General features: G+C 60.9%; 22 protein-coding genes. 13 read left to right on the top strand and 9 right to left on the bottom strand.

Annotated features, from left to right (window positions below; all coding sequences use genetic code 11):
* Positions 1-16 precede the first annotated feature (16 nt).
* From hypE to hypA, 5 genes are read right to left on the bottom strand one after another with little or no spacing between them, the layout of a single operon-like run.
* Positions 17-1027: a hydrogenase expression/formation protein HypE gene (hypE, locus tag ABLV75_RS09330; protein ID WP_004104863.1), complete on the bottom strand. Its 1011-nt coding sequence runs from the start codon at positions 1025-1027 to the stop codon at positions 17-19.
* Entirely contained in the window at positions 1024-2145 is a 1122-nt protein-coding gene (gene hypD, locus ABLV75_RS09325) for a hydrogenase formation protein HypD (protein ID WP_004104862.1), read from the bottom strand. Before hypD ends, hypE begins: the two co-directional genes overlap by 4 nt.
* Positions 2146-2418, bottom strand: coding sequence for a HypC/HybG/HupF family hydrogenase formation chaperone (locus ABLV75_RS09320; RefSeq protein ID WP_004104861.1), 273 nt, complete (start codon positions 2416-2418; stop codon positions 2146-2148). It abuts the gene before it with no gap.
* Positions 2409-3281 (bottom strand): hydrogenase nickel incorporation protein HypB, encoded by an 873-nt coding sequence (gene hypB, locus ABLV75_RS09315; protein WP_004104860.1) that lies wholly within the window; start codon positions 3279-3281, stop codon positions 2409-2411. The genes ABLV75_RS09320 and hypB overlap by 10 nt, the downstream gene beginning before the upstream one ends.
* A gap of 7 nt (positions 3282-3288) precedes the next feature.
* Positions 3289-3633 carry a hydrogenase maturation nickel metallochaperone HypA gene (gene hypA, locus ABLV75_RS09310; protein WP_004104859.1) on the bottom strand — a complete coding sequence of 115 codons (345 nt, stop codon included), beginning with the start codon at positions 3631-3633 and terminating at the stop codon, positions 3289-3291.
* A gap of 208 nt (positions 3634-3841) precedes the next feature.
* Here hypA and hycA point away from each other — a divergent pair, with 208 nt between their 5' ends.
* The 9 genes from hycA to hycI all read left to right on the top strand — a co-directional run bounded on the left by hycA (position 3842) and on the right by hycI (position 11662).
* Positions 3842-4291, top strand: a complete 450-nt coding sequence (hycA, locus tag ABLV75_RS09305; protein ID WP_004104858.1) for a formate hydrogenlyase regulator HycA — start codon at positions 3842-3844, stop codon at positions 4289-4291.
* Positions 4292-4373: 82 nt separating this feature from the next.
* On the top strand, positions 4374-4982 hold the full coding sequence (locus tag ABLV75_RS09300; protein WP_004104856.1) for a 4Fe-4S dicluster domain-containing protein: 609 nt from the start codon (positions 4374-4376) through the stop codon (positions 4980-4982).
* Entirely contained in the window at positions 4979-6805 is a 1827-nt protein-coding gene (gene hycC, locus ABLV75_RS09295) for a formate hydrogenlyase subunit 3 (protein ID WP_004104854.1), read from the top strand. Before ABLV75_RS09300 ends, hycC begins: the two co-directional genes overlap by 4 nt.
* 2 nt (positions 6806-6807) lie before the next feature.
* Positions 6808-7731, top strand: a complete 924-nt coding sequence (locus ABLV75_RS09290) for a respiratory chain complex I subunit 1 family protein (protein ID WP_004104852.1) — start codon at positions 6808-6810, stop codon at positions 7729-7731.
* A gap of 17 nt (positions 7732-7748) precedes the next feature.
* The gene (hycE, locus tag ABLV75_RS09285) at positions 7749-9458 is read left to right on the top strand and encodes a formate hydrogenlyase subunit HycE (RefSeq protein WP_004104850.1); all 1710 of its coding nucleotides are present in this window, start codon (positions 7749-7751) and stop codon (positions 9456-9458) included.
* Positions 9459-9467: 9 nt separating this feature from the next.
* Positions 9468-10010 (top strand): formate hydrogenlyase complex iron-sulfur subunit, encoded by a 543-nt coding sequence (locus tag ABLV75_RS09280; RefSeq protein ID WP_004104848.1) that lies wholly within the window; start codon positions 9468-9470, stop codon positions 10008-10010.
* On the top strand, positions 10010-10777 hold the full coding sequence (locus ABLV75_RS09275) for an NADH-quinone oxidoreductase subunit B family protein (protein WP_004104846.1): 768 nt from the start codon (positions 10010-10012) through the stop codon (positions 10775-10777). The genes ABLV75_RS09280 and ABLV75_RS09275 overlap by 1 nt, the downstream gene beginning before the upstream one ends.
* Positions 10774-11184: a formate hydrogenlyase maturation HycH family protein gene (locus tag ABLV75_RS09270; protein ID WP_004104844.1), complete on the top strand. Its 411-nt coding sequence runs from the start codon at positions 10774-10776 to the stop codon at positions 11182-11184. Before ABLV75_RS09275 ends, ABLV75_RS09270 begins: the two co-directional genes overlap by 4 nt.
* Entirely contained in the window at positions 11177-11662 is a 486-nt protein-coding gene (gene hycI / locus ABLV75_RS09265; RefSeq protein WP_004104842.1) for a hydrogenase maturation peptidase HycI, read from the top strand. The genes ABLV75_RS09270 and hycI overlap by 8 nt, the downstream gene beginning before the upstream one ends.
* A 325-nt stretch (positions 11663-11987) precedes the next feature.
* Here hycI and ABLV75_RS09260 read toward each other — a convergent pair whose 3' ends face one another.
* Positions 11988-13412 carry a 6-phospho-beta-glucosidase gene (locus tag ABLV75_RS09260; protein ID WP_004104839.1) on the bottom strand — a complete coding sequence of 475 codons (1425 nt, stop codon included), beginning with the start codon at positions 13410-13412 and terminating at the stop codon, positions 11988-11990.
* Positions 13413-13438: 26 nt separating this feature from the next.
* Positions 13439-14881 carry a PTS cellobiose/arbutin/salicin transporter subunit IIBC gene (ascF, locus tag ABLV75_RS09255; RefSeq protein WP_004104835.1) on the bottom strand — a complete coding sequence of 481 codons (1443 nt, stop codon included), beginning with the start codon at positions 14879-14881 and terminating at the stop codon, positions 13439-13441.
* Between the two features lie 256 nt (positions 14882-15137).
* On the opposite strand from ascF, the gene ABLV75_RS09250 reads away from it, so the two are divergent.
* The 4 genes from ABLV75_RS09250 (at position 15138) to ABLV75_RS09235 (ending at position 20070) form a co-directional block, all read left to right on the top strand.
* On the top strand, positions 15138-16151 hold the full coding sequence (locus ABLV75_RS09250) for a LacI family DNA-binding transcriptional regulator (protein WP_004104834.1): 1014 nt from the start codon (positions 15138-15140) through the stop codon (positions 16149-16151).
* 134 nt (positions 16152-16285) lie between these two features.
* Positions 16286-16813: an electron transport protein HydN gene (gene hydN, locus ABLV75_RS09245; RefSeq protein WP_004104833.1), complete on the top strand. Its 528-nt coding sequence runs from the start codon at positions 16286-16288 to the stop codon at positions 16811-16813.
* Positions 16814-16825: 12 nt separating this feature from the next.
* A complete protein-coding gene (gene hypF / locus ABLV75_RS09240; protein WP_004104832.1) occupies positions 16826-19045 on the top strand; it encodes a carbamoyltransferase HypF in 2220 nt (739 codons plus the stop codon).
* An 11-nt stretch (positions 19046-19056) separates the two neighbouring features.
* Complete coding sequence (locus ABLV75_RS09235) at positions 19057-20070, top strand: HoxN/HupN/NixA family nickel/cobalt transporter (RefSeq protein ID WP_004104831.1); 1014 nt, start codon at positions 19057-19059, stop codon at positions 20068-20070.
* Between the two features lie 230 nt (positions 20071-20300).
* Here ABLV75_RS09235 and norW read toward each other — a convergent pair whose 3' ends face one another.
* Positions 20301-21434 (bottom strand): NADH:flavorubredoxin reductase NorW, encoded by a 1134-nt coding sequence (gene norW / locus ABLV75_RS09230; RefSeq protein WP_348854927.1) that lies wholly within the window; start codon positions 21432-21434, stop codon positions 20301-20303.
* Positions 21431-22876: an anaerobic nitric oxide reductase flavorubredoxin gene (gene norV, locus ABLV75_RS09225; RefSeq protein WP_004104829.1), complete on the bottom strand. Its 1446-nt coding sequence runs from the start codon at positions 22874-22876 to the stop codon at positions 21431-21433. Before norV ends, norW begins: the two co-directional genes overlap by 4 nt.
* Between the last annotated feature and the right edge of the window lie 174 nt (positions 22877-23050).

Raw genomic sequence — 23050 nt, 5'->3', positions numbered from 1 at the left:
CCGGGGGCCCGCACCGTTAACAAATTCTCGGCAGCGGCTCGGCGTGAGGAAGATCCAGCGTGCGTTTGACGCCGTACAGACCGACAGAGCGCACGCCCGCGCGCGGCACAACGTCGCCGATTATCGCCGCATCGCGGCCTAATGGATGAGACCGTAAATGCGCAAGTACGCTTTCCGCCGCCTCGCGGGCAACGGCGATCAACAGCTTACCCTCGTTGGCGAAATTAAGCGCGTCCAGCCCCAGCAGCTCGCAAACGCCGCGTACGGTATCGTTAACCGGCAGCTTTTGTTCATGCAGCTCTATTCCGTAGCCGCTGGCGGCGGCGAATTCATGGGCCACCGCGTTAACGCCGCCGCGGGTGGCATCGCGCAGGGCTTTCACGCCAGCTACGTCGCGCAGCGTCTGAATCAAGGGCGTCAGCACCGCGCAGTCGCTGGACAGCGCGCCGTCCAGCCCCATCTGTTCGCGCAGGTTGAGGATCGTTGCCCCGTGATCGCCAAGCGTGCCGCTGACCAGCAGCACGTCTCCCGCGCTAATCTGCTGCGCCCCCCAGCGAATATCGGTAGGGATGACGCCGATCCCGGCGGTATTGATAAACAGCTTATCCGCCGCCCCGCGCGGCACCACTTTGGTATCGCCGGTCACAATGGCGATACCGGCTTCCCGCGCGGTCTGCGCCATGCTGCTCACCACCGCTTCGAGGGTGGCCATCTCCAGTCCCTCTTCGAGAATAAACCCGCAGGAGAGATAGCGCGGCAGCGCGCCGCTCACCGCCACATCGTTCGCCGTGCCGCAGACCGCCAGCTTGCCGATATTACCGCCGGGGAAAAACAGCGGATCGATAACGTAGCTGTCGGTGGAGAAGGCGAGCCTGTCGCCCTGCGCGCTAAGCTGAGCGAGATCGAGACGCGCCTGATCTTCCTGCTCCGCCAGCCAGGGGTTGGCGAAAGCCTGCATAAACAGGTCGCCGATCAGCTGCTGCATCGCCTGACCGCCGCTACCATGGGCTAACTGAACGCTTTTCATGCTTCGATTTCCTGACTGCGATATTGATACCAGGCGGCGCAGGCGCCTTCCGATGAGACCATCAGCGCGCCGAATGCGCTCTGCGGGTTGCAGGTATTGCCGAATAGCGGGCACTGGTGCGGTTTACAGCGGCCGGTCAGCACCTCGCCGCAGCGGGCGCGCGGGTCGTCGCAGACCCGCTGCGGCGCCGGGCGGAAATGCGCTTCTGCGTCGAAACGCTGATACGCGGCCGTCAGGTGCACGCCGGAGTCGTTAATCACCCCCAGACCGCGCCACTCGCTATCGCCGCTGAGGCAAAACACGTCGGCGATGGCCGACTGCGCCAGCGGGTTGCCCTCATCGGGCACCACCCGGCGATACTGGTTCTCCACTTCGCTGTGCTGCGCTATTGTCTGCTCAACCAGCATCATCGCGCCTTGCAGTAGATCAAGCGGTTCGAATCCGGCCACCACTAATGGACGGTGATAGTCGCTGGCGATAAACCCGTAAGCATCGGTGCCAATCACCATGCTGACGTGACCGGGGGCGAGAAAAGCGTCGATACCGTTATCCGGCTGGTCGAGCAGGCTGCGCAGGGTCGGCAGCAGGGTGATGTGCTGGCAGAAAAAGTAAAAGTTCCCGACGCCGCGCTCCCGGGCCTGACGCAGGGTCAGGGCGGTGGCGGGCATCGTCGTTTCAAAGCCGAGACCGAAGAATACCACTTCTCGCTCGGGGTGCTGCTGCGCCAGCTTCAGGGCGTCCATCGGCGAATAGACGATGCGGACGTCGGCGCCGCGCGATTTTGCCTGCAGCAGCGAGCCGTTTTTTCCCGGTACGCGCATGGCGTCGCCAAAGGTGCAGAAAATCACCCCCGGACGGCTGGCGATATCGATACAGGCGTCGATACGCCCCATCGGCAGCACGCACACCGGGCAGCCGGGGCCGTGGATAAATTCAATATTTTCCGGCAGCAGCTGATCGAGGCCAAATTTAAAAATAGCGTGGGTATGGCCGCCGCACACTTCCATTATGCGCAGCGGACGTTCGGCGGTATGCGGCAGCAGGCGCGCGCGCAGCCGGAGATGTTCCACCAGCTGCATCACCTGTTCCGGAGCGCGGTATTCATCAACAAAACGCATTTACCGCTCCTCGCCGTACAGCAGCGCGCCGACGTCCGGCTCGACTTCAAACATATTTTGCAGCGCCTCGAGGGTGTCGCGGGCTTCGGCTTCGTTAATCACGCTCATGGCAAAACCCACGTGGACCAGCACCCACTGGCCGAGACGCGGCTGACCGCGATCGTCAACCGCGCCCACCAGGGTCAGGTCGACTTCGCGTTGAATGCCGCACACTTCGACCTTCGCCAGATTGCCGTCAATAGCGCAGATTTGTCCGGGTATGCCTATGCACATTGCTGCGCCTCCAGCCAGCGAAGCCACTGGTCCATGCCTTCGCCGCTGGTGGCGGAAAGCAGAATAATGTCAATATCCGGGTTCACCTCGCGGGCGCAGGCCAGACACTTCTCTACGTCAAAGTTGAGATACGGCAGCAGGTCGACCTTGTTAAGCAGCATCAGACTGGCGGCGGCGAACATATGCGGATACTTCAGCGGTTTGTCTTCGCCTTCGGTTACCGACAGCACCGCCACTTTATGACGTTCGCCGAGGTCGAAACTTGCCGGACACACCAGGTTGCCGACGTTTTCGATAAACAGAATGCCGTGGTCCGCCAGCGGCAGGCGTGGCGCGGCGTCGGCGATCATCTGCGCGTCGAGATGGCAGCCTTTGCCGGTGTTGACCTGAATCGCCGGAGTGCCGGTGGCGCGGATGCGCGCGGCGTCGTTCACCGTTTGCTGATCGCCTTCAATGACCGCGCAGGCGGTTTTCTCTTTCAGCCGCAGCAGGGTTTCTGTCAGCAGGGTGGTTTTGCCGGAGCCGGGGCTGGAGACCAGGTTCAGCACCAGCTGGCTCCTGGCGGCGAAACGCGCGCGGTTGCGGGCGGCCAGACGGTTGTTTTTATCCAGGACGTCGATTTCCACTTCCAGCATCCGCCGCTGGCTCTGGCCCGGCGCATGGGTACCCGCTTCGCCATGACCGTAGTGCAGGTCGCCAGTCTCCGAGCGGGTGGGGGAAAAGTTATCGGTTTTCACGCCGGTAATGGTCATCATCTGGCGCGGGGCGGGCGCGAAGGGGGCGCTGCGAAACGCCGAATGCGGGTTATGCTCGTCGCCTTCTATATAAAGGTTGCCTTCACCGCAGCCGCAGGTTGTACACATAATCTTATTACTCCACTTCTAGTCGCTGAATCTGTAAGCCGTCATCCGCCACAATTTGCAGCCGGTCGCTCTGACACTGCGGGCAGCGGCGCACGTGCTGTGAGATGAGATGCACGTACTGCTGGCAGGATTCACACCAGCATTCAGCCTGTTGTTCGGCGATATGCAGCTCACAGCCTTCCGCCAGCGTGCCGCGGCACACCAGCTCAAAGCAGAAGGTCAGCGCGCTGGCTTCCACGCAGGAAAATGCCCCCACTTTCAGCCACACGCCGGTGACCCGACGCGCGCCGGCCTGCTGCGCCTGCTGTTCGATAATTTCCAGCGCCCGCTGGCTAAGGGTGATTTCGTGCATGGTGCCTCCGTATCGCGATGGCCCATTAATGCAATAACGATGCCAGGTCATAAGTAATGTCATAAAAATGTCGATGACACCGCTCAGACATCGTCATCGACATGTCTTTCTTATAGGGTAAATTTATTAAAATCGTTAAAAATCAATTAATTAACTTTTGGCATGAAAAATGCTTAACCGGTGCATCTCATACAACGGGGGATCCGGGATGACTATTTGGGAATTAAGTGAAAAGGCGGACTACATCGCCGATCGTCACCGCCAGCATCAGGAGCAGTGGCATACCTACTGCAACTCGCTGGTACAGGGGATAACCCTGTCGAAAGCGCGTTTGCATCATGCGATGAGCTGCGCGCCGGATAAAGAGCTGTGCTTCGTATTGTTTGGTCATTTTCAGGTTTACGTGGCGCTGGCGGAGGGCTTTAACAGCCACACCATCGAGTATTACGTAGAGAGTAAAGACGGCGGCGACAGACGGCTGATTGCCCAGGCCACGCTGGGCTCAGACGGCACCATTGATGGCCGGATCAGCAACCGCGATCGCGAGCAGGTTCTGGAGCACTATCTGGCGACTATCGCCAGCGTTTATGACCGTCTCTACGAGGCTATCGAACAAGACCAGCCGGTGGATTTAAACCACCTGACGCTGGCCCGTTAATCGTCAGGTGTCGACAAGTGTCGAAGCTGACACCTGCGCAACCTGTTTTCGTCAAAAATGACTTTCACCTGAGGATGACCCGGTGAACCGTTTTGTAATTGCTGACTCCACCGTCTGTATCGGCTGTCGCACCTGCGAAGCCGCCTGCGCTGAGACTCACCGCCAGCAGGGCCTGCAAGCCATGCCCCGGCTACGGCTGATGCGCAATGAAAAAGAATCCGCGCCGCAGATGTGCCACCACTGTGAAGATGCGCCCTGCGCCGCCGTCTGCCCGGTTAACGCCATTAATCGCGTCGATGGCGCGGTGCAGCTCAATGAGAGCCTGTGCGTAAGCTGCAAGCTGTGCGGCATCGCCTGTCCGTTCGGCGCCATTGAGTTTTCCGGCAGCCGCCCGCTGGATATTCCGGCTAACGCCAATACGCCGCTGGCTCCCGCCGCGCCGCCGGCCCCGGCGCGCGTCAGCTCGCTGCTCGACTGGGTGCCGGGCGTACGCGCTATCGCCGTCAAATGCGACCTGTGCCACTTCGATGAGGAAGGCCCGGCGTGCGTGCGCACCTGCCCGACCAAAGCGCTGCTGCTGGTGGATATCCGCGATATCGCCCAGGCCAGCAAGCGTAAGCGGCAGCTGACTTTTAATACCGACCTCGGCGATCTGTCGCTGTTCCAGGCGCAACAAGGGGACGTGAAATGAGTGTGATTTCCTTAGTGAATCAGGCGGTGGCCTGGTACGCCGCCAGCGCGGTGCTGGCGTTTTTGTTCGCTCTGCGCAAACCGCTGAGCGGGGCGATCGCCGGGATTGGCGGCGCGGTCGCCAGCGCGATGCTGGTGCTGGCGGGCGGAACGGCGCTGCTGATGCCGGATCGCGTCAGCGCCGGCATGCTGCAAATGCTGCACCTGCCCCTGCGCGTTGGCGGCGTCAATGCGCTGTGGCTGCTGGCAATCGGCCTGTCGGCGCTGCCGATTTCGCTGTTCAATATCGCCTGGCATCGTCATCCGCAGGTTAAAGCCAACGGTCTGCTGGTGAATCTCCTGCTGGCCGCCGCCGTCTGCGCCGTGGTGGTGACGAACTTCGGCGCGCTGGTGGTGATGGCGGAAATTATGGCCCTTTGCGCCGCGTTTCTTACCGGCTGCGCGCAGTCCGGCAAGCTGTGGTTTGCGCTGGGACGCCTCGGTACGCTGCTGATGGCGTGGAGCTGCTGGCTGGTCTGGTCGACCTACGGCACCCTTGAGCTGGGGCAGATTACCCAGCTGGTGGTGGCGGCGCCGCAAAACGCGCTGCTGTGGCTGCCGGGCCTGATCGGCTTTGCGCTGCTGGCCGGGGTCATTCCGCTGCACGGCTGGGCGCCGCAGGCCCACGCTGGCGCCAGCGCTCCGGCTGCCGCGCTGTTTTCTACGGTAGTGATGAAGGTCGGTCTGTACGGCATCCTGACGGTCTCGCTGGCCGGCAGCGTTCCGCCGCTGTGGTGGGGAGTGATGCTGCTGGTGCTGGGGATGATCACCGCCTTCGTCGGCGGGCTGTACGCCCTGATGGAGCACAATATTCAGCGCCTGCTGGCGTACCACACCCTGGAAAACATCGGCATTATCCTGCTCGGCCTCGGGGCATTTGTCACCGGCGTGGCGACCCATAACCCAACCCTGATGGTGCTGGGCTTTATCGGCGGCATGTATCACCTGATCAACCATAGCCTGTTTAAAACTACCCTGTTCCTCGGCGCGGGAGCGGTATGGTTCCGCACCGGCCATCGCGATATCGAAAAGCTTGGCGGGATCGGCAAGAAAATGCCGCTGATTTCCCTTTCGATGCTGGTGGGTCTGATGGCGATGGCCGCGCTGCCGCCGCTGAACGGCTTCGCCGGAGAGTGGGTTATCTATCAGTCCTTCTTTAAGTTGAGCACCGGCGACGCGTTTGTTGGCCGCCTGCTTGGGCCGCTGCTGGCGGTGGGCCTGGCGATCACCGGCGCGCTGGCGGTGATGTGTATGGCGAAAGTCTACGGCGTCACCTTCCTCGGCGCGCCGCGAAGCAAAGAGGCGGAAAACGCCACCTGCGCGCCGGGGCTGATGACCTTTAGCGTGGTGCTGGCCGCCGTCTGCTGCGTGATTGGCGGGGTTGCCGCGCCGTGGCTGCTGCCGCTGGTGAGCGGGGCGTTTCCGGTGCAGGCGGAGGTCTCCAGCGTGGTGTCTCAGCCGCTGATCGCCATTCTGCTGATTGCCTGCCCGCTGCTGCCGCTGCTGCTGATGATCTTCTTTAAGGGCGATCGCCTGCCGGCGCGCTCGCGCGGCGCGGCCTGGGTCTGCGGCTATGACCATGAAAAATCCATGGTGGTGACCGCCCACGGTTTCGCCATGCCGGTGAAAGAGGCTTTTGCGCCAATTCTCAAGCTGCGCCACTGGCTGAACCCGGTGCGCCTGGTACCCGGCTGGCAGAACGCTTCCGCGCCCGCGCTGTTTCGCGGCGTGGCGCTGGTGGAGCTGGCGGTACTGGTGGTGATTGTGATTTCCCGAGGAGCCTGAGAATGAGCGTATTAATTGCATTGTTGCAGGCGCTGGTGCTGTTCGCCGTCGCGCCGCTGTTGTCCGGGGTGACCCGCGTCGCCCGCGCGCGTCTGCATAATCGCCGCGGCCCGGGCGTACTGCAGGAGTACCGGGATATCCTGAAACTGCTGGGGCGCCAGAGCGTTGGCCCGGATGCCTCCGGCTGGGTCTTCCGCCTGACGCCGTACGTGATGGTCGGCGTGATGCTGACCATCGCTACCGCGCTGCCGGTGGTGACCGTTGATTCGCCGATGGCGGGGCTGGGCGACCTGATTACCCTGATCTACCTGTTCGCCATCGCCCGTTTCTTCTTCGCTATCTCCGGCCTCGATACCGGCAGCCCGTTTACCGCTATCGGGGCGAGCCGTGAAGCGATGCTCGGCGTGCTGGTGGAGCCTATCCTGCTGCTCGGCCTGTGGGTCGCGGCTCAGGTCGCCGGATCCACCCATATCAGCAGTATCACCGACACCATTTATCACTGGCCTGTCGCCCGCACTCTTCCGCTGATTCTGGCGCTGTGCGCCTGCGCCTTCGCCACCTTTATCGAAATGGGCAAGCTGCCGTTCGACCTGGCGGAAGCGGAGCAGGAGCTTCAGGAAGGCCCGCTCTCGGAATACAGCGGTAGCGGCTTCGGCGTGCTGAAGTGGGGCATCAGCCTCAAGCAGCTGGTGGTCCTGCAAATGTTCGTCGGCGTATTTATCCCGTGGGGACAGATGACCAGCTTTAGCGTCGGCGGTCTGCTGCTGGCGCTGGTAGTTGCCGTCGTCAAGCTGGTGCTTGGCGTGCTGGTGATTGCGCTGTTCGAAAACAGCATGGCGCGTCTGCGCTTTTGCGCCACCTCCCGCGTCACCTGGGCCGGGTTTGGTTTTGCCTTTTTAGCCTTCGTCTCCTTGCTGGTGGCGTGATTTAAGAGAGTTTGAGCATGTCTGAAGAAAAAATCGGTCAACACTATCTCGCCGCGCTGCATCAGGCCTTTCCGGGCGTGGTGCTGGATGAAGCCTGGCAGACCAAAGACCAGTTGACGGTCACGGTAAAGGTCAACTATCTGCCGGAAGTGGTCGAGTTCCTGTACTACAAGCAGGGCGGCTGGCTGTCTGTGCTGTTTGGCAACGACGAACGCAAGCTCAACGGCCACTATGCCGTCTACTACGTGCTGTCGATGGAGCAGGGCACGAAATGCTGGATCACCGTGCGCGTGGAAGTGGACGCCAATAAACCGGAATATCCGTCGGTGACGCCACGCGTGCCGGCGGCGGTGTGGGGCGAGCGCGAAGTGCGCGATATGTATGGTCTGGTGCCGGTGGGGCTGCCGGACGAGCGCCGGCTGGTGCTGCCGGACGACTGGCCGGATGAACTCTATCCGCTGCGAAAAGACAGCATGGACTACCGTCAACGCCCGGCGCCGACCACCGATGCCGAAACCTACGAGTTTATCAACGAGCTGGGCAGCAAGAAAAACAACGTGGTGCCGATTGGCCCGCTGCACGTCACCTCCGACGAACCGGGCCACTTCCGCCTGTTCGTTGACGGCGAGAATATTATCGACGCCGACTACCGCCTGTTCTACGTTCATCGCGGGATGGAAAAGCTGGCGGAAACCCGGATGGGCTACAACGAAGTCACCTTCCTGTCGGACCGCGTGTGCGGTATCTGCGGTTTCGCCCACAGCACCGCCTACACCACTTCGGTAGAGAACGCGATGGGCATCGTAGTGCCGGAGCGCGCGCAGATGATCCGCGCCATTCTGCTGGAGGTGGAGCGCCTGCACTCGCACCTGCTGAACCTCGGCCTCGCCTGCCACTTTACCGGCTTCGACTCCGGGTTTATGCAGTTCTTCCGCGTGCGCGAAACCTCGATGAAGATGGCGGAAATTCTTACCGGGGCGCGTAAAACCTACGGTCTGAACCTGATTGGCGGCATTCGTCGCGATCTGCTGAAAGAGGACATGATCCAGACCCGCCAGCTGGCGCAGCAGATGCGTCGCGACGTGCAGGAGCTGGTGGATATGCTGCTCAGCACGCCGAATATGGAGCAGCGTACCGTGGGCATTGGTCGTCTCGACCCGCAAATCGCCCGCGACTTCAGCAACGTTGGCCCGATGGTGCGCGCCAGCGGGCACGCCCGCGATACCCGCGCCGATCACCCGTTTGTCGGCTACAGCCTGCTGCCGATGGAAGTGCACAGCGAACAGGGATGCGACGTCATCTCGCGTCTGAAGGTGCGCATCAACGAGGTCTACACCGCGTTGAACATGATCGACTTTGGCCTCGATAACCTGCCGGGCGGCCCGCTGATGGTGGAGGGCTTCACCTATATTCCGCACCGCTTCGCGCTCGGCTTCTCAGAAGCGCCGCGCGGGGATGATATCCACTGGAGTATGACCGGCGATAACCAGAAGCTGTACCGCTGGCGCTGCCGGGCGGCGACCTACGCCAACTGGCCGACTCTGCGCTATATGCTGCGCGGCAATACCGTCTCCGACGCGCCGCTGATCATCGGCAGCCTTGACCCGTGCTACTCCTGTACCGATCGCATGACGGTGGTCGACGTGCGCAAGAAGAAGAGCAAAGTGGTGCCGTACAAAGAGCTGGAGCGCTACAGCATCGAGCGTAAGAACTCGCCGCTGAAATAAGGAATCGCCATGTTTACCTTTATTAAAAAAGTCATCAAAACCGGCACCGCGACGCACTCATACCCGCTGGAGCCGATGCCGGTGGATAAAAATTTCCGCGGCAAACCGGAGCATAATCCGCAGCAGTGTATCGGCTGCGCCGCCTGCGTTAACGCCTGTCCGTCGAACGCCCTGACGGTAGAAACCGATCTCGCCACCAACCAGCTGGCGTGGCAGTTCAACCTCGGGCGCTGCATTTTCTGCGGACGCTGCGAAGAGGTCTGCCCGACGGCGGCGATTAAGCTCTCTCAGGAGTACGAGCTGGCGGTATGGAAGAAAGAGGATTTTCTCCAGCAATCGCGTTTTGCCATTTGCCACTGCCGGGTGTGTGAACGCCCATTCGCCGTACAGAAAGAGATCGACTATGCCATCGCGCTGCTCAAACACAACGGCGATAGCCGCGCCGAGCTGCATCGCGAAAGCTTCGAGACCTGCCCGGAGTGCAAACGCCAGAAGTGCCTGGTGCCGTCCGACCGTATTGAACTGACTCGCCATATGAGAGAGGCCAGCTGATGAGCAACTTATTAGGCCCGCGCGATGACAACGGCATTCCGGTGCCGATGACGGTGGATGAGTCCATCGCCAGCATGAAGGCATCGCTGCTGAAGAAAATTAAGCGTTCCGCCTACGTTTATCGGGTGGACTGCGGCGGCTGCAACGGCTGCGAGATCGAGATTTTCGCCACCCTGTCGCCGCTGTTCGACGCCGAGCGCTTTGGGATCAAAGTGGTGCCGTCGCCGCGTCACGCCGATATTCTGCTGTTTACCGGGGCGGTGACCCGGGCGATGCGTTCTCCCGCGCTGCGCGCGTGGCAGTCCGCGCCGGATCCGAAAATCTGCATCTCCTATGGCGCCTGCGGCAACAGCGGCGGCATCTTCCACGACCTTTATTGCGTGTGGGGCGGAACCGATAAAATCGTGCCGGTGGATGTCTATATTCCCGGCTGCCCGCCCACCCCGGCCGCGACGCTGTACGGCTTCGCGATGGCGCTGGGCCTGCTGGAACAGAAAATCCACGCCCGCGTGCCGGGCGAGCAGGACGAGCAGCCGACCGAACTCCTGCACCCGGATATGGTACAGCCGCTGCGGGTGCGCATCGATCGCGAAGCGCGCCGGCTGGCGGGCTATCGCTACGGCCGGCAGATTGCCGACGACTATATGCGCCTGCTGGGGCAGGGCGATAGCCAGGTGATGCGCTGGCTGGAGGCGGAAAAAGATCCGCGTCTGACCGAGATCGTCACCCATCTGAACCAGGTCGTAGAAGGAGCGCGTATCCGATGAGCGAGACGGTGGTGTTCAGTCAGCTGAGCCGTAAATTTATTGATGAGAACGACGCGACGCCTGACCAGGCGCAGCAGGTGGTCTATTACAGCCTGGCGATTGGCCACCACCTCGGCGTCATCGACTGCCTCGAGGCGGCGCTGAGCTGCCCGTGGCAGGCGTATCTGGCGTGGATTGCGACCCTCGAAGAGGGCAGCACCGCGCGGCGTAAAATGGAAGGCGTGCCGAAGTACGGCGAGATTGTTATCGACAGCAATCATGTGACGATGCTGGCTAACGCTTTTGATAAAGCGCTGGCGCGACAGACGCCCGAGCAGCAGGCGTGGAGCAAAACTATGCTCAGTATGCTGCATGATATTCACCAGGAAAGCGCCATCTATCTGATGGTGAGGAGACTCCGTGACTGACGTTTTACTCTGTGTCGGCAATAGCATGATGGGCGACGACGGCGCAGGCCCGCTGCTGGCGGAGATGTGCGCGGCTAATCCCGTCGGTGATTGGGTGGTGATTGACGGCGGCAGCGCGCCGGAAAACGATATCGTCGCCATTCGCGAGCTGCGCCCCGAGCGCCTGCTGATCGTCGATGCCACCGATATGGGTCTGAACCCCGGCGAGATCCGCATCGTCGATCCGGACGATATCGCCGAGATGTTTATGATGACTACCCACAATATGCCGCTCAACTATCTGATCGATCAGCTAAAAGAGGATATCGGCGAGGTGATTTTTTTGGGTATTCAGCCGGATATCGTCGGCTTTTATTACCCGATGACCCAGCCGATTAAGGACGCGGTCGAAGCGGTGTACGCGCGGCTTGATGGGTGGCAGGGGCAGGGGGGTTTTGCGGCACTTGAAGCCGCAGAGGAGCCGGCGTTCCCCGGCTAAGCGCAGCGCAAGCCGGGAGTTTGGTCAGGGGGAGCAGGTTTACTTTTTCCCGGGTCGCGGCGTAAACGCCTTACCCGGGCTACGACGACTTTTGTCACTCTGGCGTTTGCCATTCCCGGAGGCGATGCAGCGCATCTGTCCGGGCTACGACGACTTTTGTCACCCTGGCGTTTGCCAGTCCCGGAGGCGATGCTGCGCATCTCTCCGGGCTACCGGTCCGCGGGCGTTGATGAACCTGTAGCCCGGCTAAGCGCAGCGCGAGCCGGGAAAATTTCCTTGTTGCAGGTGTTTGTCAGGCTGAGTATCCCTCAGCCTGCGGGGCGCACTACGCTAAATCTTCCCCGTTGCTGGCAATCACCTTCTTATACCACCAGAACGACTTTTTGCGCTTTCGCGCCAGCGTGCCGCGGCCGGCATCGTCGCGGTCAACGTAGACAAAGCCGTAGCGCTTGCTCATCTCACCGGTGGAGGCGGATACCAGGTCGATACAGCCCCAGCTGGTGTAGCCTATCACCGGAATGCCGTCCTCGATGGCGTCACCCATCGCTTTAATATGCTCGCGCAGATAGCTGATGCGATAGTCGTCGTTAATCTCGCCGTTAGCCTCCACCTCATCGCGCGCGCCGAGGCCATTTTCCACAAGGAACAGCGGTTTCTGGTAGCGGTCATACATCATATTCATGGTGATGCGCAGGCCGAGCGGGTCGATGCCCCAGCCCCATTCGCTGGCCTTGATGTGCGGGTTTTTCAGTGATTTAACGATATTGGCGGCGCTGGTGTTGCCGGCATTCATCTCCGCCGATGCGCAGCGCGAAGCGTAGTAGCTGAAGGAGACGAAATCGACGGTATGGCGCAGGATCTCATCATCGCCGGACTCTTTGGCGATAGTCACGCCTTTCTCGCGGAATACCCGCGCCGCCCACACCGGATACGCGCCGCGCGCCTGGACATCGATAAAGAACAGGTTCTCGCGATCTTTTTCCAGCGCCATCCACACGTCTTCCGGTTTACAGGAGTAAGGGTAGAAATTGCCGCCCGCCAGCATACAGCCGACCTGATTTTGCGGATTCACCTCGTGGGCGATTTTGGTCGCTAAGGCGCTGGCGACCAGTTCATGATGGGCGGCCTGGTATTTCACCTGCTCCTGATTTTCCCCCTCTTCAAACACCAGACCGGCGCCGGAGAACGGGCTATGCAGCATAATGTTGATTTCATTGAAGGTAAGCCAGTATTTCACCAAACCATCAAAGGCTTCAAAGCAGGTGCGGGCGTAGCGGGTGAAGAACTCCACCATTTTTCGATTGCGCCAGGAGCCGTATTCGGTAACCAGGTGCATCGGCACGTCGAAATGGCACAGCGTCACCAGCGGCTCGATGCGGTGCTTTTTGCACTCCTCGAACAGCGAGCGATAAAAGGCGATCCCCTCCGGGTTCGGTTCCAGCTCATCGCCCTCAGGAAAGAGGCGGCTCCAGGCGATAGAGGTGCGGAAGACGCTAAAGCCCATCTCGGCCATCAGGGCGATATCTTCTTTATAACGATGATAAAAATCGATCGCCTCGTGGCTCGGGTAGAACTCATCGTCGCGTAGCGCGAAGCGTTTCTCCTGCCCCAGCTTGACCGCGAGGCGGTGAGCCCCGTGAGGAATCATATCGACGGTAGTCAGCCCTTTGCCGCCCTCCAGATATGCCCCTTCGGACTGGTTGGCGGCCAGCGCGCCGCCCCATAAAAATCCCTGTGGAAAAGTCGCCATGCGTTACCTCGTTAACAAAATGGTGTTCAGGCGTGAGAAGCCTGGGTGCCGGCCTGACGCTGTCTGGCGTCGGCGGCGGCTTCTTCTTGCGGAATATCTTCAAAGCCGAGCATCAGCGTCAGGACAAACGACAGCACCACCGCCAGCGCCATGACGCCAAACACCCAGACGATGGTCATCGGATTGGCCGGGTCGAAAAACTGGACGCTGGTGAACAGGCCCGGCGCCGCCATCGAGTGGCTGGCGAGCCCGGCAATGCCGGCCACCGCGCCGCAGATAAAGCCGCTAATCAGGCTGGCGATCAGCGGTCGCTTCAGCCGCACCGCCACGCCGTACAGCGCCGGTTCGGAAATCCCCGCCAGAATCGCAGAAGCCGCGGCCGCCAGCGCCGTCTGGCGCAGCTCCGGGTTTTTGGTTTTCCACGCCACCGCCAGCGACGAGCCGCCCAGCGACAGATTAGCGCCGATTTCCGACGGCATCACCATGCCCTCTTTGCCGGTTTCGGCGATGGTCTGAATGATCGTTGGGGTAAAGACCCGGTGCATCCCGGTCATTACCAGCAGCGGCCACAGGGCGCCCATGATCGCCACCGACAGCCAGCCGAGATAGCTGTGGATCGTATAGACCAGCGCGGAAATGGCGCTACCGATCCAGATGCCGAGCGGGCCGATCAGCAGAATCGACAGCGGAGCGGCGATCAGTACGATCAGCATCGGTTTAAGGAAGTTTTTTGTCACCGCCGGGGTGATACGGTCGACCCAGCGTTCGATATAAGAGAGGCACCAGGTCATCACCAGCGCCGGGATCACGGTATAGGTGTATTTCACCGCCGTCACCGGAATAAAGGCAAACTCCACGTGCTCGCCCTGGGCGGCTTTGGCCATCAGTTCGATAAAGCTCGGGTGCACCAGCACCCCGGCAATGGCAATCGCCAGCGACATATTGGTTTTGAACTTCACCGCTGCGGAAGCGGCGACCATCAGCGGCAGGAAGAAGAACGCGCCGTCGCCGATCACCGTCAGAATAGTCAGCGTTGGCGCGCCTTTGGGCAGCGCGCCGGTCATCTCGAGGATCATTGCCAGCAGCTTAACCATCGATCCACCGATAATCGCCGGGATCAGCGGCGACATGGTGCCGATCAGCGCGTCGAGGATCCCGGCGCCGATGCGTTTCAGGGTAATAGGCGGTTTCCCCTGCGGTTCGGCCGGGCGCAGATCCCCCGGCAGCAGCGCGACCACTTCGCGATACGCCTGGGAGACGGTATTGCCCACGATCACCTGGCACTGGTTATCGCTACGCACCACGCCGAGCACGCCTTTCAGCCCTTTGAGGGTGGCGCTGTCGACCCGCTCGTTGTCTTTGACCACGAAACGCAGGCGGGTCATGCAGTGGGTGACGGCGGCAACGTTATCTGCGCCACCGATTGCCGCGATAATCTGCTGCGCCAGAGCTGCATAATTTTTAGACATCGGATTTTATCCTGTTTATCAATGGGGTACTGGCTTATCACCGCGCCGGAAAGCGGAGCGGCATCATGCATACATAGGAAACCGGTTCCACAAAATCATGATTAGTTTCATGAATGCATACAAGAAATAAAAAAATAAGATCTCGATTTTGTGATTTCGATCGCTGTGTGCGCATCCGCGCGGGCGACGCGCAAATGCTGAAAAAGCGCAGCGCGTGCAGTACACTGCGGGCAACATTGGCAACAGGAATAACCACATGGCAACGATGCTGGAGGTAGCGAAGCGCGCGGGGGTGTCAAAGGCCACCGTTTCGCGGGTGCTGTCGGGGAACGGCTATGTCAGCCAGGAGACCAAAGATCGCGTCTTCCAGGCGGTGGCCGAAAGCGGCTACCGGCCGAATCTGCTGGCGCGCAACCTGGCGACGAAAAAGACGCAGACCCTCGGGCTGGTGGTGACCAACACCCTTTATCACGGCGTCTATTTCAGCGAACTGCTCTACCACGTCGCGCGGATGACCGAAGACAAAGGGCGGCAGCTGATCCTCGCCGACGGCAAGCACAGCGCGGAGGAGGAGCGCGAGGCGATTGAGTATCTGCTCGATCTGCGCTGCGATGCGATAATTATCTATCCGCGCTTTCTCAGCGTTGATGAGATGGATGAGATTATCGAAAATCATGAGCGGCCCATCATGGTGCTCAACCGCCGCCTGCGCCGCAACGCCAGCCACTGCGTCTGGTCCGATCAAAAAGCTTCGGCGATGATGGCGGTGGAAAAGCTTATCGCGCTGGGCCATCGGGAAATCGCGTTTATTACCGGTTCGCTGGATTCGCCAACCGGCGTTGAGCGTCTCTCGGGCTATAAAGACGCGCTGGCCCGCCACGGCATTGCCCTGAATAACGATCTGATCGTCGAAGGCCGCTGGACGCCGGAAACCGGCGCGGCGGGGGTTGAAACGCTGCGCCAGCGCCGCGTCGGCTACAGCGCGCTGGTGGCGAGCAACGACGACATGGCGGTTGGCGCGATGAAACAGCTGCATCAGATCGGCGTCAAGGTTCCGGAGCAGGTCTCGGTCGTGGGGTTTGACGATATCGCGCTGGCGCCGTATATGGTTCCGGCGCTCTCCAGCGTCAAAGTTCCGGTGACGGAGATGATCAAAGAGAGCATCAACCGGCTGATCTTTATGCTCGACGGCGGCGATTTTAAATTTCAGCAACTCTTCCCCGGCGAGCTGATTGAACGCGACTCGGTGGTCCCCGGCCCGCATGCCTGACGTCGTCAGCTGTCATCGTCACAACTGACGATGACAGTATCTTCCGTATTTATCTTGTTTAATATCAATTAGATAAAAGTTGGAACGTATTATGCATACTCCGGCGCGTAACCTTTTTACTGCTGGAGAAATGGATGAACCGTTTCATTATCGCCGACGCAAGCAAATGCATCGGCTGCCGCACCTGTGAAGTGGCCTGCGTGGTCTCTCATCAGGAAAATCAGGACTGCGCCGCGCTGACGCCAAAAAGCTTTTTACCGCGTATTCACGTGATCAAAGGCGTTAACGTGTCGACGGCCACCGCCTGTCGTCAGTGCGAAGACGCGCCGTGCGCCAACGTCTGTCCGAACGGCGCGATCAGCCGCGACCAGGGCTTCGTCCACGTGATGCAGGAGCGCTGTATTGGCTGTAAAACCTGCGTGGTGGCCTGTCCGTACGGCGCCATGGAAGTGGTGGTGCGCCCGGTTATCCGCCACAGCGGCGCGGGGCTGAACGTGATGGCGGAAAAAGCCGAAGCCAACAAATGCGACCTTTGCCACCACCGTGAGGAAGGCCCGGCCTGTATGGATGCCTGTCCGACCCACGCGCTGATTTGCGTCGACCGCAACAAGCTCGAACAAATGAATATCGAAAAACGCCGCCGCACCGCGCTGGCCTGGTAGGCCGGTCGCGCAATGAACGGGGTGCAGATCCGCATTCGCGGTAAAGTGCAGGGGGTGGGATTCCGCCCCTTCGTCTGGCAGCTGGCGCAGCAGCTGGGGCTGCGCGGCGACGTGTACAACGACGGCGACGGCGTGCTGGTGCGCCTTGTCGGCGGTGATGCGCCATTTCTCGCCGCGTTAACCCGGCGCTGCCCGCCCCTGGCGCGTATCGACAGCGCGGCAGCGGCGCCTTTTGTCTGGGACGCCGCGCCGCCAGGCTTTACCATTCGCCAAAGCGGGGCCGGAAGCATGCGCACGCAGATTGTGCCCGATGCCGCTACCTGCCCGGCATGCCTGGCGGAAATGAACAACCCGCAGGAGCGCCGCTACCGCTATCCGTTTATCAACTGCACCCACTGCGGGCCGCGCTTTACCATTATTCGCGCCATGCCCTACGACCGTCCACTGACCTCTATGTCGCCGTTTCCACTCTGCACCTCCTGTGCGGCGGAGTATGGCGACCCCGCCGATCGCCGTTTCCACGCGCAGCCGGTAGCCTGCGCCGAGTGCGGGCCACGGCTGGAGTGGCGCGGGCCGCAGGCGCATTCATTTGGCGAGGCGGCTCTTGAAGCGGCGACGGCTCGCCTGATGGCGGGCGATATAGTGGCGGTGAAAGGGCTGGGTGGTTTCCATCTGTTGTGCGATGCCGGAAATCCTGAGGCCGTCGCGAGGCTACGGACGCGTAAGCATCGGCCGGCGAAACCGCTGGCGGTGATGCTGGCGACAACGGCGGGGCTCGATGAACCGGCGGTGACGCTGCTCACGTCCCCCGCCGCACCGATCGTGCTGCTGGATAAAACGCAGGTGGCCGGGCTGTGCGACCAGATTGCGCCAGGGCTTGCGGAAGTAGGGGGGATGCTGCCGTCTAATCCACTGCAGCATTTACTTGCGCAGGCGCTGGCGCGCCCATTAGTGATGACCTCCGGCAACCTTAGCGGTCGCCCGCCGGCGTTAACCAACGCAGAGGCGCTGGCGGATTTAGCCGGGATTGCCGACGGTTTTCTGCTGCATAACCGCGAGATTGTGCAGAGGATGGATGATTCCGTAGTGCGGCAAAGCGGCGAGATGCTGCGTCGCGCCCGCGGCTACGTGCCGGACGCGCTGGCGCTGCCGCCGGGGTTTCACGATGCGCCGCCCCTGCTGGCCCTCGGCGCGGATATGAAAAATACGTTCTGCCTGCTGCGCGGCGACGAAGCGGTGCTCAGCCAGCATTTTGGCGATCTCGACGAGGAGGGCGTTGAGGCGCAGTGGCGGCAGGCGCTGCGCCTGATGCAGGAGATCTACGCTTTTACGCCGCAGCGGGTGGTTGCCGACGCCCATCCCGGCTACCGCGCTTCGCGGTGGGCGGCGTCGCTTATGCTGCCGGTGGAGCGGGTATTGCATCATCATGCCCACGCTGCCGCGTGCCTGGCCGAGCATCGCTGGCCGCTGGAGGGCGGCGACGTGATTGCCCTGACGCTCGACGGCATCGGGATGGGGGAGAATGGCGAACTGTGGGGCGGCGAGTGCCTGCGGGTCAACTATCGCGAGTGTGAGCATCTCGGCGGTCTGCCGTCGGTGGCGCTGCCCGGCGGCGACCTCGCGGCGCGTCAGCCGTGGCGCAATCTGCTCGCCCACTGCCTGGCGTTTGTCCCTGAATGGCAGAATTATGCCGACACCGCCGCGCTGCGCCAGCAAAACTGGCCGCTGCTGGCGCGAGCAATCGAGCGTGGTATTAATGCGCCGCAGGCATCGTCGTGCGGTCGTCTGTTTGACGCCGTTGCCTGCGCGCTGGGCTGCGCGCCGCTAGCCCTGAGCTATGAGGGGGAGGCGGCATGCCGTCTGGAAGCGCTGGCGGCGACCTGCGAAGGCGTGGATCATCCGGTGACCCTGCCGTGGCGCGAAGGTAAACTGGACCTGGCGACGTTCTGGCGGCAATGGCTGAGCTGGCAGGCGGGCCCGGCGCAAAAAGCCTGGGCCTTTCATGATGCGCTGGCCCGCGGGCTGGCGGCGATGATGCGCGATTGCGCGAGCGCGCGCAATATTCGCACGCTGGCCTTCGGCGGCGGAGTGCTGCACAACCGGCAGCTGACGGCGCGATTGACCTTTTATCTGGCCGATTTTACTCTGCTCTTTCCGCAGCAGCTGCCCGCCGGCGATGGCGCCATTGCCCTCGGTCAGGCGATCGTCGCTGCGGCCCGCCTGCAGGCTTAAAGGATACCCATATGATAGTGACGATTTTGCGTCAGCAGCCGCGCGCAGCGGCGCTGGTGCTGGCATTAATTGCCGCCAATTTGCTGGCCTGGGGCTGGGCGTTTGCGGCGTTCGGCGGCAGCGGCGCGCTGATGGCCGCCAGCCTGCTGGCCTGGGGATATGGTCTGCGCCACGCGGTGGACGCCGACCATATCGCGGCGATCGACAACGTGACCCGCAAAATGATGCAGCAGGGGAAGCGGCCTTTTGCCGTTGGCGCGTGGTTTTCTCTGGGACACTCGTCGATTGTGGTGCTGGCTTCGGCGGCGATTGCCGCGACCGCCACCGCGTTTGGCCAGCAGATGAGCTGGTTTCACGAGACCGGCAGCGTTATCGGCACCGCCGTATCGGCGCTATTCCTGCTGGTGATGGCTCTTATCAACCTGGTCATTTTGCGCAGCGTCTGGCGCAGCTTTCAGGCGTGGAAGCAGGGCGAAAAGGTGAGCGATGAGATTATGACCGGCGGCGGTATGATGAGCTGGCTGTTCGCGAAAACATTCCGCCTGATTAGCCGCAGCTGGCAGATGTATCTGGTGGGTTTTCTGTTTGGCCTCGGCTTTGATACGGCGACGGAGGTCGGCGTGCTGGGGATCTCCGCCGCCAGCGCGTCGAGCGGGGTATCGATTTGGTCGATTATGGTTTTTCCGGCGCTGTTCGCCAGCGGAATGGCGCTGGTGGATACGCTTGATAACGTGCTGATGGTCGGCGCCTACGGCTGGGCGTTCAGCAAGCCGCAGCGCAAGCTCTATTACAATATGACTATTACCGGCACCTCGGTGGTGGTGGCGCTATTTATCGGCGGCCTGGAGGCGCTGGGGCTGTTGATGGATAAGTTCTCTCTGAGCGGCGGCGTCTGGCGCTGGGTCGGCGCATTGAACGACCATCTCGGCGACGCCGGTTTTGCAGTGGTCGGGCTGTTCGTGGCCTGCTGGGTGCTGTCGGTGCTCAACTACCGCTGGCGCGGGTACGATAACCTGGCGCGGTAGGTTGGGCTTTCCCCGGCTTGCGCTGCGCCTAGCCGGGCTACAGGTTAACAGCCGTCTGCTGGCGGTAGCCCGGACAGATGCGCAAGCATCGCCTCCGGGAAATTATACCACTCTGCGCGCTGCTCCCGGGGACGGCGCAAGGCGCCTGCCCGGGCTACTGCCGTCTGAGATCCGGTAGCCCGGGTAAGGCGTTTACGCCGCGCCTCGGGAATAACCTCATTTCATCAAGGTTAACTCACCAGCTGCCTGAGCAGGGCAAAAGCATCTTTCATGCGATCTTCGCTAACCACAAACGCGCGCAGCCGGTTTTCGGCGTCAACGCCTTTCGCGACCAGGCCATCTTTGGCGGCAACGATATTCCACGTCAGATCCTCACGCCGGGTATCGCCCGCCAGATGCAGCGGTAAATCCGGCGTTTTGACCTTCACCAGCATTGGCGGCAGCTTGAGCTCGCCCAGCTGGGCCAACAGGTTTTTACCCAGACACATGGCGCTTAGCAGAATCGGCTGCAGAAAAGGCAGGACCATGCCGTTGATTTCCGCGCAATCGCCAAGGGCGTAAATCGCCGGATGGCTGGTTTGCAGCTGGCTGTTCACTACCACGCCACGGTGCGTCTTCAACCCCGCATGCCGCGCCAGCGCCGTTTCCGGGCGCAAACCGGCGGCCGCCACTACCGCATCCACCATCACCGTACGCTGGCGGTCGAGGGTGACGCGAATCCCGTCAGTGCTCTGCTCCAGGCTTTCCAGCTGGGTCTTCAGCATCAGATGCACGCCCATGTCGGTCAGACGATGCTGCAGTCGACTGCTGGCTTCCGGCGGCATCAGCGCCGACAGCACGCTGGCGGAGTTATCCACGACCGTCACCGCTTTGCCGGCGCGGCAGAAATCCATCGCCAGCTCGCAGCCAATCAGACCGCCGCCAACGATCAGCACCCTTTTTGCATCGCGCAGTTGGCTTTGCGCCGCGCCGTATTCTCGCTGGCTATTCAGTGTCAGCATCAGCTCGCGGCCCGGCACCGGCGGGATAAACGGCGTCGCGCCGGTGGCCAGTACCAGTTTGTCATAGCGCCACTCGCGGTCCTGGCTCTTCACCCGCTGATTATCAGCGTCGATATCGCTGACCCAGGTATGCGGAAACAGGCGCAGATTGTACTGCCCGGCAAACTCACCCGCCGTTTGCAGGGTCAGGTCGTCGGCGTTCTGGCCGCGGCTGACCACATGGCTGAGATCCGGCTTGTTGTATTCATCCATACTGTCGGCGGCAATCAGGGTCAGCGGGATGTTCGGGTCCTGCTTGCGGATATTTTTCACCAGCTGACGGGCCGCGAAGCCCGAGCCGATGATGACGATGCCATCACTCATTTTGCCTCCGATGCCAGAACATCAAACACATCTTTACCCAGTGAACACTCAGGACAGAGGAAGTTATCCGGCACATCGCTCCACGGTGTACCCGGCTGGACGTCCTGGTTCGGCTCGCCTTGTTCCGGGTCGTAAATCCACTGGCAAACGCTGCACTGCATTTTCGGGCCGAGATCGGCAGTGGCTGCTGCTGCGCAGGACGTTGCTTCTGGCGCAGCTTTGGCCTCACTGGTGACCGGCAGCGGGGAGAGTGCCCACTGGCGGGCGATTTCGCGACCGTGTTCACGGCACAGCTCCAGCGCGTCGAGATCCGGACGCCATTTGGCCTTCAGGCTCAGGGACATTTCAAAGCCCGCATCCTGTAAACGCGTGGACAAGCGATCAACCGCGCCGCCGCTCCAGCCGTGGGAGCCGAAGGCGCTGGCGTGCTTATTGCGAAAACGCAGGCCGGTCATCTCCTCCACCAGCCCGGCGATTTTCGGCATCATCACGTTATTCATGGTTGAGGTGCCGACCAGCACGCCTTTCGAGCGGAACACGTTGGTCAGAATGTCGTTTTTATCGCTGCGGGCGACGTTGAAGATTTTCACCGCCACGCGCGGATCCACGTCGGTAATGCCCTGAGCGATCGCATCGGCCATCATGCGGGTATTGTTGGACATGGTATCGTAGAAAATCGTGATGCGGTCTTCCTGATAATCCGCCGCCCACTCGAGATATTTTTCGACGATTTGCGTCGGATTATCGCGCCAGACCACGCCGTGGGAGGTGGCAATCATATCTACCGGCAGGTTAAAGCCGAGGATTTCGGTAATTTTCGGCGTCACCAGACGGCTGAACGGGGTCAGAATGTTGGCGTAGTAGCGCTGGCACTGCTCATAAAGCTCAACCTGGTCAACTTCATCATTAAACAGATGTTCATCGCAGTAGTGCTGGCCGAAGGCGTCGTTGCTGAACAGCACCGCGTCGCCGGTCATGTAGGTCATCATGCTATCCGGCCAGTGCAGCATCGGGGTTTCGACGAAAATCAGCTGCTTGCCGTTGCCGATATCCAGGCTGTCGCCGGTTTTCACCACGTTGAAATTCCACTCCGGGTGATGATGGTGTCCGGTGATGGAGTCGATGGCGTTGGCGGTGCAGTAAATCGGCGTGTCCGGAATTTGCGTCATCAGTTCGGTGAGCGCGCCGGCATGGTCCTCTTCCGCGTGGTTGATAATGATGTAATCGATATCGGCGAGGTCGATTTCGCCGCGCAGATTTTGCACGAATTCACGGCTGAATTTATGATCGACGGTATCGATCAGCACATTTTTTTCTTCCCGGATAAGATAGCTGTTGTAGCTGCTGCCGCGCAGCGTTTTGTATTCCGTCCCGTGGAAGTCACGCACTTCCCAGTCGCGTTGGCCAACCCAATGAATGTTATTTTTAACCAGAATAGACATAGCAACCTCAGTTAATTCAGCATTGTTCAAATAGGATGTTTTGCTTATATCAAGTTGCGTGCCAACTTTTTAATTTATTGAATTTAATGGTTTTTATATTTTTATTAAAATTCATTGATGTCAAAATGACAATGGTTAAAATAGTCGATATGACTATGTTAAATGTCAAAATGA

This window comes from Klebsiella sp. CN_Kp066 (assembly GCF_040065135.1).
Taxonomy (GTDB): Bacteria; Pseudomonadota; Gammaproteobacteria; order Enterobacterales; family Enterobacteriaceae; genus Klebsiella; species Klebsiella oxytoca.
The sequence above is the reverse complement of the archived record's forward strand: the minus strand, read 5'-3'. Positions and strand labels throughout refer to the sequence as shown.